The 21,324-nt window shown below is 72.7% G+C and carries 21 protein-coding genes; 14 read left to right on the forward strand and 7 right to left on the reverse strand.

What is annotated here, in order from left to right; genetic code table 11:
• Window positions 1-76 precede the first annotated feature (76 nt).
• The 3 genes from V4Y03_RS24300 (at window position 77) to V4Y03_RS24310 (ending at window position 2,926) form a co-directional block, all read left to right on the forward strand.
• Window positions 77-754 carry a trimeric intracellular cation channel family protein gene (locus V4Y03_RS24300; protein WP_317878192.1) on the forward strand — a complete coding sequence of 226 codons (678 nt, stop codon included), beginning with the start codon at window positions 77-79 and terminating at the stop codon, window positions 752-754.
• Window positions 755-777: 23 nt separating this feature from the next.
• Window positions 778-1,662 (forward strand): thioesterase family protein, encoded by an 885-nt coding sequence (locus tag V4Y03_RS24305; protein ID WP_317878191.1) that lies wholly within the window; start codon window positions 778-780, stop codon window positions 1,660-1,662.
• A 100-nt stretch (window positions 1,663-1,762) separates the two neighbouring features.
• Entirely contained in the window at window positions 1,763-2,926 is a 1,164-nt protein-coding gene (locus V4Y03_RS24310) for a cysteine desulfurase family protein (RefSeq protein ID WP_332436286.1), read from the forward strand.
• Between the two features lie 193 nt (window positions 2,927-3,119).
• On the opposite strand, the gene V4Y03_RS24315 is transcribed toward V4Y03_RS24310, so the two are convergent.
• Window positions 3,120-3,779: an N-acetylmuramoyl-L-alanine amidase gene (locus V4Y03_RS24315; protein WP_317878189.1), complete on the reverse strand. Its 660-nt coding sequence runs from the start codon at window positions 3,777-3,779 to the stop codon at window positions 3,120-3,122.
• A gap of 61 nt (window positions 3,780-3,840) precedes the next feature.
• On the opposite strand from V4Y03_RS24315, the gene mnmA reads away from it, so the two are divergent.
• Window positions 3,841-5,010 carry a tRNA 2-thiouridine(34) synthase MnmA gene (gene mnmA / locus V4Y03_RS24320; protein ID WP_332436287.1) on the forward strand — a complete coding sequence of 390 codons (1,170 nt, stop codon included), beginning with the start codon at window positions 3,841-3,843 and terminating at the stop codon, window positions 5,008-5,010.
• 32 nt (window positions 5,011-5,042) lie between these two features.
• On the opposite strand, the gene V4Y03_RS24325 is transcribed toward mnmA, so the two are convergent.
• Window positions 5,043-5,837, reverse strand: coding sequence for an alpha/beta fold hydrolase (locus tag V4Y03_RS24325; RefSeq protein WP_332436288.1), 795 nt, complete (start codon window positions 5,835-5,837; stop codon window positions 5,043-5,045).
• Window positions 5,838-5,944: 107 nt separating this feature from the next.
• Between V4Y03_RS24325 and V4Y03_RS24330 the strand changes: the two genes are divergently transcribed.
• The 9 genes from V4Y03_RS24330 (at window position 5,945) to gatB (ending at window position 16,486) form a co-directional block, all read left to right on the forward strand.
• The gene (locus tag V4Y03_RS24330) at window positions 5,945-6,484 is read left to right on the forward strand and encodes a TIGR00730 family Rossman fold protein (RefSeq protein ID WP_332436289.1); all 540 of its coding nucleotides are present in this window, start codon (window positions 5,945-5,947) and stop codon (window positions 6,482-6,484) included.
• A gap of 7 nt (window positions 6,485-6,491) precedes the next feature.
• The gene (locus tag V4Y03_RS24335; RefSeq protein WP_317874546.1) at window positions 6,492-7,190 is read left to right on the forward strand and encodes an SDR family oxidoreductase; all 699 of its coding nucleotides are present in this window, start codon (window positions 6,492-6,494) and stop codon (window positions 7,188-7,190) included.
• Window positions 7,191-7,192: 2 nt separating this feature from the next.
• Window positions 7,193-8,209 carry a methionine synthase gene (locus tag V4Y03_RS24340; protein WP_317874547.1) on the forward strand — a complete coding sequence of 339 codons (1,017 nt, stop codon included), beginning with the start codon at window positions 7,193-7,195 and terminating at the stop codon, window positions 8,207-8,209.
• Between the two features lie 32 nt (window positions 8,210-8,241).
• The gene (gene ligA, locus V4Y03_RS24345) at window positions 8,242-10,422 is read left to right on the forward strand and encodes an NAD-dependent DNA ligase LigA (RefSeq protein WP_332436290.1); all 2,181 of its coding nucleotides are present in this window, start codon (window positions 8,242-8,244) and stop codon (window positions 10,420-10,422) included.
• A gap of 264 nt (window positions 10,423-10,686) precedes the next feature.
• Complete coding sequence (locus V4Y03_RS24350; protein WP_332436291.1) at window positions 10,687-12,801, forward strand: putative bifunctional diguanylate cyclase/phosphodiesterase; 2,115 nt, start codon at window positions 10,687-10,689, stop codon at window positions 12,799-12,801.
• Window positions 12,802-12,907: 106 nt separating this feature from the next.
• On the forward strand, window positions 12,908-13,204 hold the full coding sequence (gene gatC, locus V4Y03_RS24355; RefSeq protein ID WP_014153935.1) for an Asp-tRNA(Asn)/Glu-tRNA(Gln) amidotransferase subunit GatC: 297 nt from the start codon (window positions 12,908-12,910) through the stop codon (window positions 13,202-13,204).
• Window positions 13,205-13,209: 5 nt separating this feature from the next.
• Window positions 13,210-14,706, forward strand: a complete 1,497-nt coding sequence (gatA, locus tag V4Y03_RS24360; protein WP_317874550.1) for an Asp-tRNA(Asn)/Glu-tRNA(Gln) amidotransferase subunit GatA — start codon at window positions 13,210-13,212, stop codon at window positions 14,704-14,706.
• The gene (locus V4Y03_RS24365; RefSeq protein ID WP_317874551.1) at window positions 14,703-14,948 is read left to right on the forward strand and encodes a hypothetical protein; all 246 of its coding nucleotides are present in this window, start codon (window positions 14,703-14,705) and stop codon (window positions 14,946-14,948) included. The genes gatA and V4Y03_RS24365 overlap by 4 nt, the downstream gene beginning before the upstream one ends.
• A 26-nt stretch (window positions 14,949-14,974) precedes the next feature.
• On the forward strand, window positions 14,975-16,486 hold the full coding sequence (gatB, locus tag V4Y03_RS24370; RefSeq protein WP_317874552.1) for an Asp-tRNA(Asn)/Glu-tRNA(Gln) amidotransferase subunit GatB: 1,512 nt from the start codon (window positions 14,975-14,977) through the stop codon (window positions 16,484-16,486).
• Window positions 16,487-16,563: 77 nt separating this feature from the next.
• Here the strand turns inward: gatB and V4Y03_RS24375 are convergent, their stop codons facing one another.
• From V4Y03_RS24375 to V4Y03_RS24395, 5 genes are read right to left on the reverse strand one after another with little or no spacing between them, the layout of a single operon-like run.
• Window positions 16,564-18,471 carry a protein kinase domain-containing protein gene (locus V4Y03_RS24375; protein ID WP_332436292.1) on the reverse strand — a complete coding sequence of 636 codons (1,908 nt, stop codon included), beginning with the start codon at window positions 18,469-18,471 and terminating at the stop codon, window positions 16,564-16,566.
• Window positions 18,472-18,531: 60 nt separating this feature from the next.
• A complete protein-coding gene (locus V4Y03_RS24380; RefSeq protein ID WP_332436293.1) occupies window positions 18,532-19,302 on the reverse strand; it encodes a tetratricopeptide repeat protein in 771 nt (256 codons plus the stop codon).
• 3 nt (window positions 19,303-19,305) lie between these two features.
• Entirely contained in the window at window positions 19,306-19,710 is a 405-nt protein-coding gene (locus V4Y03_RS24385) for a hypothetical protein (protein ID WP_332436294.1), read from the reverse strand.
• Entirely contained in the window at window positions 19,692-19,937 is a 246-nt protein-coding gene (locus V4Y03_RS24390; RefSeq protein ID WP_332436295.1) for a DUF397 domain-containing protein, read from the reverse strand. The genes V4Y03_RS24385 and V4Y03_RS24390 overlap by 19 nt, the downstream gene beginning before the upstream one ends.
• Entirely contained in the window at window positions 19,934-20,761 is an 828-nt protein-coding gene (locus tag V4Y03_RS24395; protein WP_332436296.1) for a helix-turn-helix domain-containing protein, read from the reverse strand. The genes V4Y03_RS24390 and V4Y03_RS24395 overlap by 4 nt, the downstream gene beginning before the upstream one ends.
• A gap of 113 nt (window positions 20,762-20,874) precedes the next feature.
• Here V4Y03_RS24395 and V4Y03_RS24400 point away from each other — a divergent pair, with 113 nt between their 5' ends.
• Complete coding sequence (locus tag V4Y03_RS24400; RefSeq protein ID WP_443079821.1) at window positions 20,875-21,276, forward strand: ATP-binding protein; 402 nt, start codon at window positions 20,875-20,877, stop codon at window positions 21,274-21,276.
• Window positions 21,277-21,324: the final 48 nt, after the last annotated feature.

Genomic DNA, 21,324 nt, shown 5'->3' on the forward strand with positions numbered 1-21,324 from the left:
CACCCACCCGGGGGCCACGGGGGCGGAGCCCCCGACCCGGGGGAGCCCCCGCGGGAACAACCGGCACAATTGGGCGGTGCTCCACGACCTGTTCACCCCCTCCGTCCAACACGCCCTCGATCTCGTCGGCATCTTCGTCTTCGCCATCTCCGGCGCCCTCCTCGCCGTCCGGAAGAACTTCGACGTCTTCGGCATCGCCGTCCTCGCCGAGGTCACGGCCCTCGGCGGCGGTCTCTTCCGCGACCTGGTCATCGGCGCCGTACCCCCCGCCGCCTTCACGGACCTGGGCTACTTCCTCATGCCCCTGATCGCGGCGGTGCTCGTCTTCTTCCTGCACCCGGAGGTCGAGCGCACCCAGACCGCCGTCAACGTCTTCGACGCGGCCGGTCTGGGCCTGTTCTGCGTCACCGGTACGACGAAGGCGTACGACTACGGGCTCGGCCTGACGTCCTCCGCCGCACTCGGCCTCGCGACGGCCGTCGGGGGCGGTGTCCTGCGGGACGTGCTCGCCAACGAGGTGCCGTCGCTGCTGCGCTGGGACCGCGACCTGTACGCCGTCCCGGCCATCGTCGGAGCCTCGATGGTCGTCCTCTGCATCCGGTTCGACGCCCTGAACGCGTTCACCAGCGGCGCCGCCGTCGTCACCGCCTTCGTGCTGCGGCTGCTCGCGCTGCGCTACCACTGGCGGGCGCCCCGCGCCTGGAACCGGCGCTCCACCGCGCGCGAGCAGCCAGAAAAAGCTACCGCTCAGTAGCCCTCTGGGGTACCGTCGAAACCATGAGCACGAGCACCGAGACGAGCCCCACGGGGACGAACGCGGCGACGGACGCGCCGGCCGCCGCGACGAGCGAGTTCGACCGCGACACCGCCGTCACCCGCCGCGAACCCGGCCTCTACGACGCGGACCTCTCCGCCGGCTGGACGATCATCGCCGCGGTCAACGGCGGCTACCTCCTCGCTCTCCTCGGCCGCGCGCTCGGCGACCACCTCCCGCACCCGGACCCGTTCACGATCTCGGCGCACTACCTGACGCCGTCCGTGCCCGGCCCGGCCGTGATCAGGACGGAGACCGTCCGCACCGGCCGGACCCTGTCCACGGGACAGGCCTCCCTCTTCCAGTACGCCGAGGACGGCACCGAGGTCGAGCGGATCCGGGTGCTCGCCTCGTACGGCGACCTGGACGCGCTCCCCGACGACGTCCGCACCACCGCGACCCCGCCGGCGATGGCCGCCATCGAGAACTGCTTCGGCGCCTCGGACGGCCCGACGCCGCAGATCCCCGGCTCCTCGGCGATCACGGAGCGGCTCGACATCCGGCTGGACCCCTCCTGCGTCGGCTGGGCGGTCGGCGCGCCGTCGGGCAAGGGCGAGATGCGGGCGTGGTTCGGCCTCGCGGACGGCCGGGAGCCGGACGCGCTCTCGCTGCTCCTGACCGTCGACGCACTGCCCCCGACCTCGTTCGAACTGGGCCTCAAGGGCTGGACGCCGACGGTCGAGCTCACGACCCACGTCCGCTGCCGCCCGGCCCCCGGCCCGCTGCGGGTCTCGATCACGACCCGCAACCTGGCCGGCGGCTTCCTGGAGGAGGACGCGGAGGTCTGGGACAGCGCGAACCGCCTGGTGGCCCAGTCCCGCCAGCTGGCGCGCGCACCGCGCGGCTGACGGACCGAGGGTCCGCCCCGCCCCTTCGCACCGGGCGGGGCACGGTCCGATCCGGCCACCCTCCGGGGCCGGCGGCGCGGACTCGTAGAATCGATCCACCATGGCTTACCTCGACCACGCCGCGACCACGCCGATGCTGCCCGAGGCGATCGAGGCGATGACCGCCCACCTCGCCGTCACGGGCAACGCCTCCTCCCTGCACGCCGCCGGACGGCGGGCCCGGCGGACCGTCGAGGAGGGGCGCGAGACCCTCGCCGCCGCCCTCGGCGCGCGGCCGAGCGAGGTCGTCTTCACCTCCGGCGGCACCGAGGCCGACAACCTCGCCGTGAAGGGCCTCTACTGGGCCCGCCGCGACGCCGACCCCCGCCGCACCCGCGTCCTGGCCAGCCCGGTCGAGCACCACGCCGTGCTCGACGCCGTCGACTGGCTCGCCACCCACGAGGGCGCCGAGGTCGAGTACCTGCCGGTGGACCGGCACGGCCGGGTCCACCCCGAGGCCCTGCGCGAGGCCATCGCCCGGGACCCGGAGTCCGTCGCGCTCGCCACCGTCATGTGGGCGAACAACGAGATCGGCACGATCATGCCGGTCCGCGGGCTCGCCGACGTCGCCGCGGAGTTCGGCGTCCCGCTGCACGCCGACGCCGTCCAGGCCGTCGGTCAGGTGGAGGTCGACTTCGCGGCCTCCGGCCTCGCCGCGATGACCGTGTCCGGCCACAAGATCGGCGGCCCCTACGGCATCGGCGCCCTGATCCTGGGCCGCGAGCACACCCCCGTACCCGTGCTGCACGGCGGCGGCCAGGAGCGGCATGTGCGCTCCGGCACCCTGGACGTACCGGCCGTCGCCGCCTTCGCCGTCGCAGCCCGGCTCGCCGCCGAACGGCGCGAGGAGTTCGCCCGCGAGGTCGGCGCACTGCGCGACGAGCTGGTGACCGCCGTCCGTACGCTCGTCCCCGACGCGATCCTCGGCGGCGACCCGGCCGGCCGGCTCCCGGCCAACGCCCACTTCACCTTCCCCGGCTGCGAGGGCGACTCCCTGCTCCTGCTGCTCGACGCGGCCGGCATCGCCTGCTCCACCGGCTCCGCCTGCACCGCCGGCATCGCCCAGCCCAGCCATGTCCTGCTGGCGACGGGCACGGATCCGGACCTGGCCCGGGGCACCCTGCGCTTCTCGCTCGGCCACACCTCGACGAAGGAGGACGTGGCGGCGGTGGCCGAGGCGATCGGCCCGGCCGTGGAACGGGCGAGGACCGCGGGCCTGAGCTGACGCGAGGGACGAGGCCTGCGGACCTGCGCGAGGGACGAGGCCCGCGGGACCTGAGTTCGAGCGGGCCCGGCAGACCCTCACGTGCGGACCCGGACCCGGACCCCCGACCGGACCCGGACCCCCGACCGGACCCGGACCCCCGACCGGACCCGGACCCCGGCCCTGAACCAGAGCCCGGCCCCGGTCCCGCCCCTCACGCCCGCGTCTTCGACGCCCCCCGCACCAGCCCCAGATAGCGGTCCCAGTCCCAGTGCGGCCCCGGGTCGGTGTGGTCCGTCCCCTCGACCTCCACATGGCCGATGATGTGCTCCCGGTCGACGGGTATCCCGTGCCGCGCGCATATGTCGGCCGTCAGCCGCGCCGACCCCGCGTACATCGCCGCCGTGAAGTCCTGCGGCCGGTCGACGAAGCCCTCGTGCTCGATGCCGACGCTCCGCTCGTTCATGTCGCGGTTCCCGGCGTGGAAGGCGACGTCGAGCTCCCTGATCATCTGCGCCACGTGCCCGTCCTTCCGGACGACGTAGTGCGCCGCGGCCCCGTGCCCGGGGTCCTTGAAGACCCTCAGCGCGCTCGCGTAGCTGCCCTGGACGACATGGATCACGACCCGGTCGATCCGGTAGTCGTCCGGCCGGTCGGCCCGCCGCCAGTTCGCCCGCGCCGCCGAGGTCCACTCGGCGCCCTTGTGGTCGAGCTCGCCCTCGGCCCGCTTCTTCTCCATGCCGGGCAGCCGCCACCACGCGCGCGCCAGCTCCTCCCTGGCCAGCGCGGCCGTGCCCAGCACGGCGACCCCGCCGCCGAGCAGCACCGCACGCCGCCCCACCCGCCTGTCCCCACCGTTCCCCTTGCTCCCCATGCCACCGAGAACGCTTACTACCGCGACCGCGGTTCCCGCGGCCCCGTACCCTGGTAGGGCTATGACTCAGACTCCGCCCCCGCGCCCCCTCACCCGCCCCCTCCGGGTACTTGCCGCCATGTCAGGCGGAGTGGACTCGGCCGTCGCCGCCGCCCGTGCCGCCGAAGCCGGCCACGACGTCACCGGTGTGCACCTCGCCCTCTCCGCGAACCCGCAGTCCTTCCGTACGGGCGCGCGTGGCTGCTGCACGATCGAGGACTCGCGCGACGCGCGCCGGGCGGCCGATGTGATCGGCATCCCGTTCTACGTGTGGGACCTCGCCGAGCGGTTCCGCGAGGACGTCGTCGACGACTTCGTCGCGGAGTACGAGGCCGGCCGTACGCCCAACCCGTGCCTGCGCTGCAACGAGAAGATCAAGTTCGCGGCGCTGCTCGACAAGGCGCTCGCCCTCGGCTTCGACGCGGTCTGCACCGGCCACTACGCCACGGTCGTCCTGAACGAGGACGGCACCCGCGAGCTGCACCGGGCCTCCGACATGGCCAAGGACCAGTCGTACGTGCTCGGCGTGCTCGACGAGAAGCAGCTCGCGCACGCGATGTTCCCGCTGGGCGACACGCTCACCACCAAGGACGAGATCCGGGCGGAGGCCGAGCGGCGCGGGCTCGCGGTCGCGAAGAAGCCCGACAGCCACGACATCTGCTTCATCGCCGACGGCGACACCCAGGGCTTCCTCGCCTCGCGCCTGGGCAGGGCGGAGGGCGACATCGTCGACGAGGCGGGCGCGAAGGTCGGCACCCACGAGGGTGCGTACGGCTTCACGATCGGCCAGCGCAAGGGTCTGCGGATCGGCCACCCGGCGGCGGACGGCAAGCCGCGCTACGTCCTCGACATCTCGCCGGTGAACAACACGGTGACGGTCGGCCCCGTCGAGGCCCTGGACGTCACGGGCCTGACCGCGATCAAGCCCCGCTGGTGCGGCACCGCCCCGGCGGGCGAGGGCCGCTACACGGCCCAGCTCCGCGCCCACGGCGGCGAGACCGAGGTGACGGCCCTCCTGGCGGACGGCGCGCTCACGGTCACCTTCGACGAGCCGGTCCGCGGTGTGGCCCCCGGCCAGGCGATCGTGCTGTACGACGGCACGCGCGTGGTGGGCTCGGCCACGATCGCGACGACGGTACGGCGTACGGCGTCGGCGGAGACGGAAGAGACGCCGGCTGCGGCGCCGGCGTAACCCCCCCGGGTGCTCGCGGCAGCGGGGGAGGACTACCCCACCCCCACTCCCACCGGCTCCCGGTCCTCCGTCAGGAACTCCTCCAGGACCGGGGCCAGCACATGCGGGGCCACCTCGTGCGTCTGGCCCGTCAGGGTGCGGTGCCGGGCCCGGGGGAGGGCCGCCGTCAGCGCGCGGGCCGCGGCGCGGGTCCCCGCCGGGCTCGCGCCCCCGTCGATCACCAGCACGCGCGCGTGAACCCGGTCGAGGTGCCGCTCCGCCGCCGTCCCTTCGCCGAGGACCGCGAAGTCGTACGCGAGGGTGTGCGCCAGGTCCGCGACCCCCGGCCGCAGTTCCGCCGGTACCGCCGAATCCGCCAGGAAGAGATCGAGCGCCGCCGCCCGCCGCCCCCGGGCGAGCAGCGCGGCCACCCGCCGCCACCGCGCCGCGGCCTCCGCCGGACAGGACGGTTCGTAGACCGAGACGGGTCCCGCCGAAAGGCCGGCGGCGACAGCGGCCAACGCGAGCGTGCCGCCCGTGCCCGTCCCGTGCAGGGCCGTACCGGAACCGCTCTCCCCGACCACCGCGGCCAGGTCCTCGATCTCCCGCTCCACCGCGTACGGCCCGGTGTCGCCGCTCCCGCCGCGCCCCCTCCGGTCGTAGGCCACCACCGAGAACCGCCGGGCCAGCAGCCCGGCGAGCGCCCGCTCGCCCGCGGCCGTGCCCAGGGCGCCGCTCACCAGGACGACCGGCGGCCCCTCCCCGTACCTCTCGTACGCGATCGACGTCCCGTCGCGTGACGTGACCCGTCCCCGGAACCCGCTCGGCGTGCCGCTCACCTCATCCATGGCAGGTGAGACCGGAGCCGTCACCGGAACTCATCGCCCCGGGCCGGGATTTCCCGAGAAAACTTCGGATCGGGCGGAAGCCGCTGGTCAGGGCCTACGGTGGGGTCATGAACATCTGCGTCTTCCTCTCCGCGGCCGACCTCGACGAGCGCTACACGGCCCCCGCCCGCGAGTTCGCCCGCCTCCTCGGAAAGGCCGGTCACACCCTGGTCTGGGGCGGCTCCGACACCGGCCTGATGAAGGTCGTCGCGGACGGCGTCGAAGAGGCCGGCGGCCGGCTCGTCGGCGTCTCCGTCGACTTCCTCGCCCACAAGGCCCGCCCGCACGCCGACCAGATGGTCGTCGCCAAGGACCTGGCCGAGCGCAAGGCCCTCCTCCTCGCCAAGTCCGACGCGATCGTGGTCATGGTCGGCGGAACCGGCACCCTCGACGAGGCCACCGAGATCCTGGAGCTGAAGAAGCACGGCAAGCACACCAAGCCGGTGGTCCTGCTCAACACCGCGGGCTTCTACGACGGCCTGATGACCCAGTTCCACCGCATGGAGGAGGAGGGCTTCCTCCCGCTCCCCCTCGCCGACCTGGCGACCTTCGTCGACGACGCCCCGACGGCCCTCGCGTACCTGGAGGCGAGCATCGCCTCCCGCTGATGCGAGCATGGTGACCATGGCTACACATGTGATCACCGGAGCCGGTTCCGGCATCGGCGCGGCCGTCGCTCGCCGCCTCCACGCGCGCGGGGACGAGCTCGTGCTGCACGCGCGCGACGCGGGCCGCGCCAAGGAGCTCGCCGGACGGTTCCCCGGGTCCCGGACGCTCGTCGGGGACCTCGCCGACCCCGACCGGCTCTCCTGGGCGTTCTCGCACCAGGGCATGCCCGAGCGGGTGGACAGCCTGCTGCACATCGCGGGCGTCGTCGACCTCGGCCCGATCGGCGACCTCACCCCCAAGACCTGGCACCACCAGCTCAACGTCAACCTGATCGCCCCCGCCGAACTCACCCGGCACCTGCTGCCCCAGCTGCGGGTCTCCCAGGGGCACGTCCTCTTCGTGAACTCCGGCGCCGGGCTCAGCGCGCACGCCGAGTGGGGCGCGTACGCCGCCTCCAAGCACGGCCTCAAGGCCCTCGCGGACGCCCTGCGCCACGAGGAGCACGCGAACGGCGTACGGGTGACCTCGGTCTACCCGGGCCGCACCGCGAGCCCCATGCAGGCGAAGGTGCACCAGCAGGAGGGCAAGGAGTACGACGCGTCGAAGTGGATCGACCCCGAGTCGGTCGCCACCGCGATCCTCACCGCGATCGACCTCCCGCGCGACGCGGAGATCAACGACCTCACCGTCCGTCCGGGGCGGTAGACATGAGCGAGACGAAGGCTGAAGACGACCGCGTGGCGTTCGGCCCCGCCACCGGCGTCGGGTCCCTGCCCGGCGGAGACGCCCGCGAGGCCGCGAGGACCGTCACCGGGTCCTTCGAGGACTTCCCGTTCCTGGCCGAACTGCCCGCCCGCGGCCCCGGCGCCGACATGATCGGCCGCACCATCGGCATGCTCGTCGACTTCTACGCGCACGTGGAGCCGAGCGGCTGGCGGATCAGCGACCGGCCCGGCCGCGACACCAGGCGGGCCCGTTCCTGGATGGGCGAGGACCTGGACGCCCTGGAGGAGTTCACCCAGGGCTACCAGGGCCCGCTCAAGGTGCAGGCGGTGGGCCCCTGGACGCTCGCCGCCGCCCTGGAGCTGCGCGGCGGCGAGGCGGCCCTCGGGGACGCCGGCGCCTGCCGCGACCTGGTCGGCTCGCTGGCCGAGGGGCTGCACACCCACCTCGCCGAGCTGCGCAAGCGCATCCCGGGCGCGAGCCCCGTGCTCCAGCTCGACGAGCCCTCGCTCACCGCCGTGCTGCGCGGCCACGTCCGTACCGCCAGCGGCTACCGCACCTACCGGGCCGTGGACCGGCAGGTCGTGGAGAGCGCCCTGCGCGAGGTGATCGCGGTCCACGACGGACCCGTGGTCGTCCACTCCTGCGCCCCCGACGTGCCCTTCGCGCTGCTCCGGCGGGCCGGAGTCGCCGGGGTCTCGTTCGACTTCGGGCTGCTCACCGAACGTGACGAGGAGTCGATCGGCGAGGCGGTGGAGGCCGGCACCAGGCTGTTCGCCGGTGTGGTGCCCTCCACCGACACGGCATTGTCCGACCCGGGCGGTAGCGTCATGGGTGTCAGGACGCTGTGGCGCAGGCTGGGGCTGAATCCGGGGACTCTCGCGGAGTCCGTGGTCGTCACGCCCACGTGCGGACTGGCGGGCGCTTCGCCCGCCTACGCCCGCGCGGCGCTCGCCCACTGTGTCCGGGCGGCGAGATCGCTCGCGGACAACCCAGAGTGACCGGGTTTCGAGGCACGGGAGGACGGACGAAGGTGGCAGTCGAACAGGGGGCTCTGCCCGCCGAGGCACGGGAGAAGCACGCCGACCTGGCCGAGCGGGTCGAGGAGCACCGCTTCCGGTACTACGTGAAGGACCAGCCGGTCATCAGCGACGGCGACTTCGACAAGCTCCTGCGCGCGCTGGAAGCGCTGGAGGAGGAGTACCCGGAGCTGCGCACACCGGACTCGCCGACGCAGAAGGTCGCGGGGCAGTACGAGACCGAGTTCACCTCCGTCGAGCACCGCGAGCGGATGCTCTCCCTCGACAACGCCTTCGACGACGAGGAACTGGCCGTCTGGGCCGAGCGGGTCGCGCGGGACGTCGGCACGCCCGACTTCCACTACCTGTGCGAGCTCAAGGTCGACGGCCTCGCCGTCAACCTCACGTACGAGCACGGGCGGCTGACCCGGGCCGCCACCCGGGGCGACGGCCGCACCGGCGAGGACATCACGCCCAACGTCCGGACGATCACCGACATCCCGGAGCGGCTCCACGGGGACCGGATCCCGGACCTGGTGGAGATCCGGGGCGAGGTCTACTTCCCGATGGAGGCCTTCGAGGGGCTCAACGCCCGCCTGGTGGAGGCCGGTGACAAGCCCTTCGCCAATCCGCGGAACGCGGCGGCGGGTTCGCTCCGCCAGAAGGACCCCAAGGTCACCGCCTCCCGCCCGCTCCACATGGTCGTCCACGGCATCGGCGCCCGCGAGGGCTTCGACATCGACTGTCTCTCCCACGCCTACGAGCTGCTGCACGAGTGGGGCCTCCCCACCGCCCGGCACAACCGGGTGGTCGACTCGCTCGACGGCGTACGGGAGTTCATCGCGTACTTCGGGGAGAACCGCCACTCCGTCGAGCACGAGATCGACGGAGTCGTCGTCAAGCTCGACGAGATCCCCCTCCAGGGCCGGCTGGGCTCCACCGCGCGCGCCCCGCGCTGGGCCATCGCCTGGAAGTACGCGCCGGAGGAGGTCAACACCAGGCTGATCGACATCAAGGTCGGCGTCGGCCGCACCGGGCGCGTCACCCCGTACGCGCAGGTGGAGCCGGTCACGGTCGCCGGCTCCGAGGTCGAGTTCGCCACCCTCCACAACCAGGAGGTGGTCAAGGCCAAGGGCGTGCTGATCGGCGACACGGTCGTGCTGCGCAAGGCCGGCGATGTGATCCCCGAGATCCTAGGGCCGGTCGCGGACCTGCGGGACGGCACCGAGCGGGAGTTCGTGATGCCCGCCGAGTGCCCGGAGTGCGGGACGCCGCTGAAGGCGATGAAGGAGGGCGACATCGACCTCCGCTGCCCGAACGCCCGGACCTGCCCGGCGCAGCTGCGGGAGCGGCTCTTCTTCCTGGCCGGCCGCCAGTGCCTGGACATCGAGAACTTCGGCGCGGTCGCCGCCGCGGCGCTGACCCGCCCGCTGGAGCCGGCCGTGCCGCCGCTCGTGGACGAGGGCGACCTCTTCGACCTGACCATCGAGCAGCTGCTGCCGATCAAGGCGTACGTCCTCGACCCGGACAGCGGGCTGCCCAAGCGGGACGCGAAGACCGGCGAGGAGAAGATCGTCACGGTCTTCGCCAACCAGAAGGGCGAGCCGAAGAAGAACGCGCTGTCCATGCTGGAGAACATCGCGGCGGCGAGGACCCGCCCGCTGGCCCGCTTCATCAACGGGCTCTCCATCCGGCACGTGGGGCCGGTCGCGGCCGAGGCGCTGGCCCGTGAGTTCCGCTCCCTGGAGCGGATCGAGCAGGCGAGCGAGGAGGAGCTGGCGGCCGTCGACGGCGTCGGCGGGATCATCGCGGCGGCGGTGAAGCAGTGGTTCGCCGAGGAGTGGCACCGAGAGATCGTGCGCAAGTGGCGCGCGGCCGGGGTCACCCTGGAGGACGAGGGCGCCGGGGAGGACGTGGGACCCCGTCCGCTGGAGGGGCTCACGGTCGTGGTGACCGGCACTCTGGAGAAGTTCACCAGGGATGGCGCAAAAGAGTCCCTCCAGAGCCTCGGAGCGAAGGTGACCGGTTCCGTTTCGAAGAAGACCGCCTTCGTGGTCGTCGGTGAAAACCCCGGTTCGAAGTACGACAAGGCGATGCAGTTGAAGGTTCCGGTTCTGAACGAGGACGGCTTCACGATCCTGCTCGAACAAGGGCCCGAGGCCGCTCGGGAGGCCGCGGTACCCGTCGCCGAGTAGCGCGCGGCACCCCCGCCCGGACCCCCACGAGGGTCACCCGTTCGGCGCATACCAGATCGTTACGGGTGGCCAGGTCTCATTCGGGCAAGAGAGGGGGAGCGCTGCCCGTCGGAGCCCTCGGCGGCCTAGTGTGGTGACTGTGCGTCTGGTCCTGCACGACCGCGCGAGGGCTCTGCTCCGCCGACGGACGGCCGGACGACGGACGGCCGCCTCGCCGCGGCCCATCGCACACCGACGGCACCGCCGCCTGTGAGAGGGACGGGAATGGAACCGACCGAGAGCGCCGCCCGAGTGCCACGGCCGCAGGGCCTCGTGGCACCCCTGGGCTTCACCTCCCGGCTGTCCGCAGCCGTGGTGGGCATCGCCGCCGTCGTGCTCGTCGCCGGGCTTCAGCGAGCCCTGAGCACCGGCCACGGACTCTTCCCCGGCGGGGTCACCGGCTGGTCCTTCGCCGTCCTCACCGGACTCATCGTCGGACACCTGGTCGCGCTCGGCCGCGACCGCTGGTGGGGCGGCACCGGCTCCGGCGCCGCCCTCACCCTCGCCGTCCTCCTGCTGTACGGCTGGGTGCCCGCCGGGCTGGTCTCGCTGACCGTCGTCAGCCTCGTCGGCGCCGCCCGCCGGCACCGCTGGCGCCAGGGCCTGCTGCACGCCGCCGCCGACGTCCTCGGGGTCGCCGCCGCCGCCCTCCTGCTCGCCCTCTTCGGCGACGTACCCAGCGTCGAACAGCCCTGGCACCCCCTCGACTGGACGATCGGGGACCTCCCGGAAATCGTCCTCGCCGCCGGCGCCTACCTCGTGGTCACCCGGCTCCTCCTGTGGTACACGCTGGCCCCCCAGGGCCGCGGGCTGCCCACCGTCGCCCGCACCGCCCTCCTCCGGCAGGGCCTCGTCGCCGTCGCCCTGCTCGGCATCGCCCCGCTGCTCTGCGTGGTCGCCGCCACCCGGCCGGTCCTGCTGCCGCTCTTCGCCGTCCCCCTCATCGCCCTCGACTCCACCCTCTGGATCGCCCGCGCCCGCGCCGAGGAACAGCTGCGCGACCCGCTGACCGGGCTCCCCAACCGCCAGTGGCTCCTGGAGCGGGCCTGGACCGCCCTGGAGGAGGCCGAGGGCGAGGGCGCCCGCGCCGCCCTCGTCCTGATCGACCTCGACCGCTTCCGGTCCGTCAACGACACCCTCGGCCACCTCGCGGGCGACCGGCTGCTCCTCCAGATCGCCGACCGGCTCCGCCTCGCGCTGCCCCGCGGCGCCGAGGCCGCCCGGCTCGGCGGCGACGAGTTCGCCGTCCTGCTGCCCACCGCCGACTCCACCACCAGCGCCCAGCGGGTCGCCCGCCACCTCGTCGCCGAACTGTCCTCCCCGCTCGACCTGGACGGACTCACCCTCGTCCTGGAGGCCAGCGCCGGCGTCGCCGTCTTCCCCGACCACGCCCTCGACGCCGAAGGCCTGCTGCGCCGCGCCGACGTCGCCATGTACCAGGCCAAGCGGGACCGCACCGGCGTCGAGGTCTACGAGTCCAAGCGCGACTCCAACACCCCCGACCGGCTCGGCCTCCTCGGCGACCTCCGCCGCGCCCTCGACGCCGGCGATGTCGAACTCCACTACCAGCCCAAGGTCCGCTTCGACGGCCAGGTCGCCGGCCTCGAAGCACTGGTGCGCTGGGTCCACCCCGAGCGCGGCAAGGTCCCGCCGGACGAGTTCATCGCCATCGCCGAGTCCTCCGGCCTGATGCCCCACCTCACCGAATACGTCCTGGAGACCGCCCTCGCCCAGGTCGCCCGCTGGCGCGCCCAGGGCCTCGACGTCCCGGTCGCCGTCAACGTCTCACCGCGCGACGTCCACACCCCCGGCTTCGCCGGCGCCGTCGCCGCGAGGCTCGCCCGCCACGGCGTCCCGGCCGGCGCGCTCCAGCTGGAGATAACGGAACACGTGCTCCTGGAGGACCCCCAGCGGGCCGCCGACACGCTCAACGGCCTCACCGGCCACGGCGTCAAGATGTCCCTCGACGACTTCGGCACCGGCTACTCCTCCCTCGTCCATCTGCGCCGGCTGCCCGTCAGCGAACTCAAGATCGACCGCTCCTTCGTCGCCCGGCTCGCCGTCGACACCGAGGACGCCGAGATCGTCCGCTGCACCGTCGACCTCGCCCACTCCCTCGGGCTGCTCGTCGTCGCCGAGGGCGTCGAGGACGACGAGACCTGGGAGCGCCTGCGCGACCTGGGCTGCGACGCCGTCCAGGGCTGGCTGGTCGCCGCCGCGATGCCGCCCGGCGAGGCCACCGCGTGGCTCCTCGCCCGGGGCGAGCACGGCTGGCGCCGACCCGCCGACATCGCCGCCCAGATGGAGCTGGACCACCCCTCCGGCCAGGTCGTTCAGTAGGGCGTTCCGGTCCGGGACGCCGACCCCGGGCAAACCGTTTCACGGGCAGCGTCACCGGCCCCATAGGATGGGCCCACACCATCAAGCTCACCCCGTGAGGATCCGCATGCCTGGCATCACGCGCGAGGAGGTCGCCCACCTCGCACGGCTGGCGCGTCTGGAGCTGAAGGGCGAAGAACTCGAACACTTCGCCGGCCAGCTCGACGACATCATCGGCGCGGTCGCCCGCGTCTCCGAGGTCGCCGACCAAGACGTACCGCCGACCTCCCACCCGCTGCCGCTGACCAATGTCATGCGCGCGGACGAGGTCCGTCCGTCGCTCACCCCCGAGCAGGCGCTCTCCGGCGCCCCGGCCCAGGAGCAGCAGCGTTTCAAGGTGCCGCAGATCCTGGGGGAGGACTAACAGCCATGACGGACAACATCATCAAGCTCACCGCGGCCGAGATCGCCGGGAAGATCGCCGCCGGCGAACTGACCGCCGTCGAGGTCACCGAGGCCCACCTCGCCCGCATCGAGGCCGTCGACGAGAAGGTGCACGCCTTCCTGCACGTCGACCGTGAGGGCGCGCTCGCCCAGGCCCGTGCCGTCGACGAGAAGCGCGCCCGGGGCGAGAAGCTCGGCCCGCTCGCCGGTGTGCCGCTCGCGCTCAAGGACATCTTCACCACCGCCGGCATGCCGACGACCGTGGGCTCGAAGATCCTCGAGGGCTGGATCCCGCCGTACGACGCGACGCTGGTCAAGAACCTCAAGGCCGCCGACGTCGTCATCCTCGGCAAGACCAACATGGACGAGTTCGCGATGGGCTCCTCCACGGAGAACAGCGCGTACGGCCCGACCGGCAACCCCTGGGACCTGACCCGGATCCCCGGCGGCTCCGGCGGTGGCTCGTCCGCCGCCCTCGCCGCGTACGAGGCGCCCCTCGCCATCGGCACGGACACCGGCGGCTCGATCCGCCAGCCCGCCGCCGTCACCGGCACCGTCGGCGTCAAGCCGACCTACGGCGGCGTCTCCCGCTACGGCATGGTGGCCTTCTCGTCCTCGCTCGACCAGGGCGGCCCCTGCGCCCGTACGGTCCTGGACGCGGCCCTCCTGCACGAGGCGATCGCCGGGCACGACCCGCTCGACTCGACCTCCATCGACGCCCCGGTCCCGCCGGTCGTCGAGGCCGCCCGCAACGGCTCGGTGGCCGGTATGCGCGTCGGCGTCGTCAAGCAGTTCCGCGGCGAGGGCTACCAGGCCGGTGTCGTGCAGCGCTTCGACGAGTCCGTCGAGCTGCTCAAGTCGCTGGGCGCCGAGATCGTCGAGCTGGACTGCCCGACCTTCGACCTGGCCCTCTCGGCGTACTACCTGATCGCGCCGTCCGAGTGCTCCTCGAACCTGGCCCGCTTCGACGCCATGCGCTACGGCCTGCGGGTCGGCGACGACGGCACCCGTTCGGCCGAGGACGTCACCGCCCTCACCCGTGAGGCCGGCTTCGGCGACGAGGTCAAGCGCCGTGTCATCCTCGGTACGTACGCGCTCAGCTCCGGCTACTACGACGCGTACTACGGCTCGGCGCAGAAGGTCCGCACCCTCATCACCCGCGAGTTCGAGAAGGCCTTCGAGGAGGTGGACGTGATCGTCTCCCCGACGACGCCCACCACCGCCTTCCCGATCGGCGAGCGCGCCGACGACCCGATGGCGATGTACCTCGCGGACCTGTGCACCATCCCGACCAACCTGGCCGGCAACGCCGCCATGTCGCTGCCCTGCGGCCTGGCGCCCGAGGACGGTCTGCCGGTCGGTCTGCAGATCATCGCTCCCGCCATGAAGGACGACCGGCTGTACAAGGTCGGCGCCGCCGTCGAGGCCGCGTTCGTGGAAAGGTGGGGGCACCCGCTGCTCGAGGAGGCTCCGTCGCTGTGAGTACCAGTGCACTGCAGAAGGCCAAGGGCTTCAAGAAGTCCAAGACCGGCACGTACCTGTCCATCGGCACCACCGCGTTCGGCCTGCTGGGCGTCGTCAAGCGAGCCCGTTCGGCCCGCAGCGAGCACGACACGCTCAAGCTGCTCGACGCCGTAGTCTCCGCCGCCGCCATCGCCACCGGCGTCGCTCTCCTCGTGCGCGAGCTGAAGCGCATCGGTGACGACGACGTCCTGTTCGGCTGAGGCCGAAGGCATCAGAGGGAATTCTCGTGACTGTCACTGAACTGCTGTCGTACGAAGCGGCGCTCGCCGAGTACGACCCCGTCATGGGCCTTGAGGTCCATGTCGAGCTCGGCACCAAGACGAAGATGTTCTGCGGCTGCTCGACCGAGCTGGGCGCGGAGCCGAACTCGCAGACGTGCCCGACCTGCCTCGGCCTGCCCGGCTCGCTGCCCGTGGTCAACGCGATCGGCGTCGAGTCCGCCATCAAGATCGGCCTCGCGCTGCACTGCGAGATCGCCGAGTGGTGCCGCTTCGCCCGGAAGAACTACTTCTATCCGGACATGCCGAAGAACTTCCAGACCTCCCAGTACGACGAGCCGATCGCCTTCAACGGCTACCTGGACGTCCAGCTGGAGGACGGCGAGATCTTCCGCGTGGAGATCGAGCGCGCCCACATGGAGGAGGACACCGGCAAGTCGCTGCACGTCGGCGGCGCCACCGGCCGTATCCACGGCGCGTCCCACTCGCTGCTGGACTACAACCGGGCCGGCATTCCGCTCATCGAGATCGTCACCAAGCCGATCGAGGGCGCGGGCGAGCGGGCCCCCGAGGTCGCCAAGGCGTACGTCGCCGAGCTGCGCGAGCTGATCCGCGCGCTCGACGTCTCCGACGCGCGCATGGACAAGGGCCAGATGCGCTGCGACGTGAACCTGTCGCTGCGCCCGCACGGCACCGAGAAGTTCGGCACCCGCTCGGAGACGAAGAACGTCAACTCGCTCCGTTCGGTGGAGCGGGCGGCGCGTTTCGAGATCCAGCGGCACGCCGCGGTGCTGTCCTCCGGCGGCACGATCGTGCAGGAGACCCGTCACTTCCACGAGGACGACGGCTCCACCACCTCCGGCCGCATCAAGGACAACGCCGAGGACTACCGGTACTTCCCGGAGCCCGACCTGGTCCCCGTCGCCCCGGCCCGTGCCTGGGTCGAGGAGCTGCGCGGCACGCTGCCCGAGCTGCCGCGGGTGCGGCGCAACCGGCTGCGCGAGGAGTGGGGTGTGTCCGAGCTGGACATGCAGTCCATCCTCAACGCGGGCGCGGTCGACGCGATCGTCGCCACGATCGGGGCGGGCGCGGACGCGACCTCGGCCCGCAAGTGGTGGATGGGCGAGCTGGCCCGCAACGCCAACGAGCAGGGCGTCTCCCTCGAGGAGCTGGCGATCACGCCGGCGGACGTGGCCCGGGTCTCCGCCCTGGTCGCCGCCGGCGACCTGAACGACAAGCTGGCCCGTCAGGTCATCGAGGGCGTCCTCGCCGGCGAGGGCACCCCGGACGAGGTCGTCGAGAAGCGCGGTCTGAAGGTCGTCTCCGACGACGGCGCGCTCGGCACGGCCGTCGACGAGGCCATCGCGGGCAACGCGGCGATCGCCGACAAGATCCGCGGCGGCAAGGTCGCGGCGGTCGGCGCCCTGGTCGGCGCGGTCATGAAGGCCACCCGCGGTCAGGCCGACGCGGCGAAGGTCAAGGACCTGATCCTGGAGAAGCTGGGCGTCAGCGAGGGCTGATCCCGATCTCGTACGGCTCGGAAGAGCGGCCCCGCACCGGAGTTCCGGTGCGGGGCCGCTCTTCTGCGGCCGGGCGGTCAGCGGCGCAGGACCGGGGCCGCGATGACCCCGCTGCCCTCGTCGGTGCAGGTCTCCTCGACCTTGAGGCGCAGCCGCAGCGCCCCTTCGATCTTCAGCGTCTTCTTGATCGGCTTGCCCAGGTCGACGGTCTCGTTGAAGAGGGCGGGCTGGTCGTCCACGGAGACGATGACGCGGGCGGACTCGATGTTCGATCCGTCGTCGATGCCGGCGGTGAAGTCGAACCACGACCACTCGCGGTTGAGGTCGTACTCGACGTAGGCGCCGTTGTAGCAGTCGCCGATGAGGGCGGCTCCGTACTCCTTGGTGTCGATCTTCGCGGTGCCGACGCTGAACCTGTCGGGTTCGCTGACGGAGGCGAGCGTGGTCAGGTCGGCGGTGGGCGCGTCCGGCACGGTCCCGGGGTCGTCGGTCGGGCTCGCCGACTCCTCAGGGTCGGCGGTCGCCGTGTCGGAAGGCGCGTCGGTCGTCGGCTCCTCGGTGGTGGGCTCGGCCGAGGGCTCCGTGGTGACGGTGGCGGAGGGCGTGCCGCCCTTGCCCTCGTCGCCCTTGCCGCCCTTGTCGTCCTTGTCGCCGAGCAGCTGGACGCCGATCACCGCGAGGACGGCGACCACCAGGACCCCTGCCACGGCCCCGATGAGCGGGGCCTTGCCGCGGCGGCGCGGCTCGGGTGCCGGGGGAGCCGTGGTCGCGGCCCCGGAGGACGCCGAGGGAGGCGCCGGCGGTCCGAAGCCGGGTGTGGCGACGGTGGGCGGCTCGGCGGTCGGCCGCGCTTCTGCGGGCCGCGCGCTCGCGATGTGCTGCGGGGCCACGGGAGAGGGCGCCGGCGGGGTCACCGGCTGGGCCACCGGCGGGGTCGCGGCGGCCGGCGGTGGTGTCGCGGGCGGTGGCGGCGTCGCGGGCTTCTCCGGCGCGGCCGACGGCGGGACGGGCGGGGCGGCCGACGGTGCGACCACTGGCGCGACCGGCGGCGCGGCCGGTACCGCGTCCGCGACCGTCGCCGGCCGGGAGGTCGTCGTGGACACCACCCCGTGCCGTACGTCCTTCACCCAGGCCGACAGGGAGAGCGGGCGCCGGTCCGCGTCGGCCGCGGCGATGCTCAGCACCCGTTCCCGCTGCTCCTCCGGCAGCCCCGCGATCTGCGGCAGCGCGCCGAGCGCGCCCACCAGCTGTTCGGGGGCGGGGGGCGGGGACTGGCCGCTGAGCAGGAAGTACGCGATGGCGCCGAAGGCGTAGCGGTCGGTGCCCGGGGTGCGCTTGCCCTCGAAGATCTCCGGGGCCGCGTAGCCGGGGGTGAACCACACCTCGGCGGTCTCGTGGTCCGCCGTCAGCTTGCTCAGGCCGAAGTCGACGAGCGTGGCCTGGCCGTGTTCGTCGACCATGACGTTGCCCGGCGACAGGTCGCCGTGGACGACCATGCGCCCGGACGGGGTGGCCTTTCCGGAGTGCAGCCAGTCGAGGACGTCGGCGAGCTGTGCCAGGGTCCGCATGACCTCGCGCCGCTCGCCGGGCGTGGTCAGGGTGCGTTCGGCCCGCCAGTCGCGCAGGTCGAGTCCGTCGACGTGGTTCATGACGAGCACCAGGGCCCGGCCGGTGATCGTCCCGGACTCGCCGGGCCGGTGGATCGGCGGCCCCTGGAAGTGCTCGCGCACGCCGACGACACCGGGCCGGTGGACGAAGCGCAGCAGCTCGGCCTGCTCGTTCCACTTCTGGCTGATCCGCTCGAAGACCTCGGGCGTGATCGTCGTCTTGGAGTCGAGGACCTTGACGACGACCGGCTCGGTGCCGCCGGCCAGCTCGATCTCCGCGAGATAGAGCACGGCCTCGCCACCCCGCCCGATGGACCGCAGGAGCCGGTACCGGTCGGGCGTGGAGTCGGGGCCGATGTGATGTTCCGTGTTGCTCAAGTTCCCCCCAGGCGCCAAAGAGTGACGGTCATTCAGCTTGCCCGTCCGGAGCGGCCCGGGTCAACGCGCCGCCGGACGGTCCAGCATGCGCAGACAGCCGTCCCTGGTGCGGCGCAGGTGCCCGAGGAGCGTCCCGTACGCGGGCGGGTTGTCGGCGGCGGACCGTTCCGCCAGGGCGATCCCCTCGACGACCCGCGCGAGTGCCTCCTCCCAGCGCCCGTCGAGCGCGAGGAAGCGGCCGAGGTTGTTGAGGACCCGGGCCAGGTCCAAGGTGTACGCGGCGGGGTTCGCTTCGCACGCGGCGCGGTACAGCTCCACGGCGCGCCGGGTCGCGGCGCGGCCCTCGGAGCGTCGGCCGGCCGCTTCCAGGCATATGCCCAGGTTCGAGAGCGTCTGGGCCAGATCCTCGCGGTGCGGGTCCGGGTGTTCGGCGTACAGCCGCTCGCGGAGCGAGACGGCTTCCTCGGCTGCGGCCAGGGCCTCGGCCGAGCGGCCCTCGTCCTGGGTCGAGTCGGCGAACCGGGCGGCGAGGCGCGTCTTGCCCTGCCCGCCGGGCGCGTGCATCCAGCGGACGGCGAGCCGGGGCCCCTCGTCCCGCCAGGCGCGCAGCCCGGCCAGCTCGGCGTCCCGGCCCGTGAACGGCACGACCTCGAAACGGGAGTTGAGCATCCGGCTCGGTAACTCCCGCAGCCACTCCGGATCGGTGGCGGGCGCCCGGCGCCAGTTCTGCAGCAGATAGACGGGCGAGTCGTCGCCGTAGACGTGGATGTCGGCGCCGATGACGCCGTACGCGTACCCGGAGTGCGCCGTGACGTGCTGCTCGACGCTCACGGGTCACGCGTCCGGACGGGGCTCGGAACCCTGGTGGAAGAAGACGTTCCCGTGCTGGACGCCGATGACGCGGCCGTTGTCGTGGGCGGTGTTGTGCTGCACGGAGTGCTGCCCGCGCGGGGCGTCCCGTATCAGGGCGCGCAGCTCGTCGGCGTACTCCGGGTGCTCGGCGAGAAGGGCGCTCAGCCGCAGCGCCCAGGCGGGCACGAGCGCCTGCCGCGCCCCGTCGGCGTCCTCGGCCCCGGCGACGAGCGCGGCGTCCTCCTCAAGCCGCCCCTCGACCTCCGCCCGCCCCCGGAACAGCCGGACGACCCCGTCCCGGGTGGCCTGCCAGGCATCGGTGGCCATGGCGGCGACGACGGCCCCGCCACCGGCGGCGGCCAGTGCGGTCAGCGACTCTTCCAGCATGTGAACTCGCTCCAGGCGGCGGGGGAGACGGTGAACACGGGGCTTCCGTCGGCGAGCTTGGAGTCCCGGACGTGGACGGCGGCGGGGTGGGCGGCCACCTCGACGCAGTCGCCGCCCTCGCTGCCGCTGTAGCTCGACTTGCGCCAGTCGTAGGCGACTTCGAGGCAGTCGCCGCCCTCGTCGCTGCTGTAGCTGGACTTGAACCACGAAAGTGCTGCTGCGCTCATGTCACTCCTGCCAGACGTTCCAGCAGGCCCATGGTGTCCTCGGGCGTCAGGGCCTGTGACCGCAGCATTCCATACTTGGCCTGGAGGATGCCGACCTCGTCGGGGTCGTCGATGAGGAAGCTCACCCGCTGCCCCTCGATGTAGGCGACGTGCTCGTGGTCGGGTGTTTCCACGAGCACCATGGGCCCGGCGAGTCCCGCGTGCTTCGTTCGCGACTTCGGGATGATCTGGAGGGCGAGGAAGGGGAGTTCTGCCATCTCGCGCAGATGGAGGATCTGCCCCCGAAGCACTTCACGTCCGCCGATGGGCTGCTCCAGGATCGATTCGTTCAGGAGGAAGGACATCATCGGCGGCCACGGCGTCTGCTCGAAGATCCCCTGACGGTCGAGCCGGTCGAGCATCCGGTCCTCCGCTTCCTGCGCGGTGATCGGCGGATACAGGCAGTCGAAGACCGCGCGGGCGTATTCCGCGGTCTGGAGCAGACCCGGGACCACCCCGTTCTGGTACGAGCAGAGACTGAGCGCCTGTGCCTCCAGCTCGATGAACTCCTGGACGAACGCCGGGTACCGCTCCTTCTTCGGCGCCTTCCCGACCGCCACCCCCAGCGCGCCGCCGGTGTTCAGGATGCCGTCCAGCTCACCCGCGAGCCCCAGCCGAAGCGCCCGGCGCCCCTGCTCGATCGAACCCAGCGTCTCCAGCGCCACGCACGCCTGCGTGGCCAACTGCGGCTGGGTCAGCCCCGCGTGCTTCCGGTAGAGCGCCACCAGGGCGCCGACCACTTCCCATGACGGGACCTTCTTCCTGGAGTTCGTACCGCGTTGCATGAGCGGTGCCTTCCCCGCTCCGTACGTACTCGACGCGTTCCGGACCCGTACAAAGAATTTGTACGGCTCGATGCCCTGGGGCGCGTGGGGCGCGAGACGCCACCGTGATCACCATGAGCGACCAACTCCCCCTGTACCGCGAGGCCTTCTACCGCCGCGAACGCCGGTCCGTCCCCCTCGCCCGCGACTTCGCCCGCAAGGCGCTCGCCGACTGGGGACTGGACGCGCGTACGGACGACGTGCTGGTGTGCGTGAGCGAACTCGCGACCAACGCCCTCCTGCACGGCGTCCCGCCCGGCCGGGGGTACCGCCTCCACCTCTACCTGGAGCGCCCCGGCCCCCTCCGTGTCGAGGTCCACGACAGCGGCGACGGCACCCCGGCCGTGCGGCGCGGACCGGCCGACGAGTCCGGCCGTGGGCTGCTCCTCGTCGAGGCGCTGGCCGACCGCTGGGGGGTGGGGGAGCGGAACCCGGGCAAGATCGTATGGTGCGAGTTCGCCCGCACCGCCTTGTGAGAGGCTCCACTCCGCTCCGTCGGCCTTGTCGGAGCGGGGGAGGGAACA

It is taken from the genome of Streptomyces sp. P9-A4 (assembly GCF_036634195.1).
Lineage (GTDB): Bacteria > Actinomycetota > Actinomycetes > Streptomycetales > Streptomycetaceae > Streptomyces.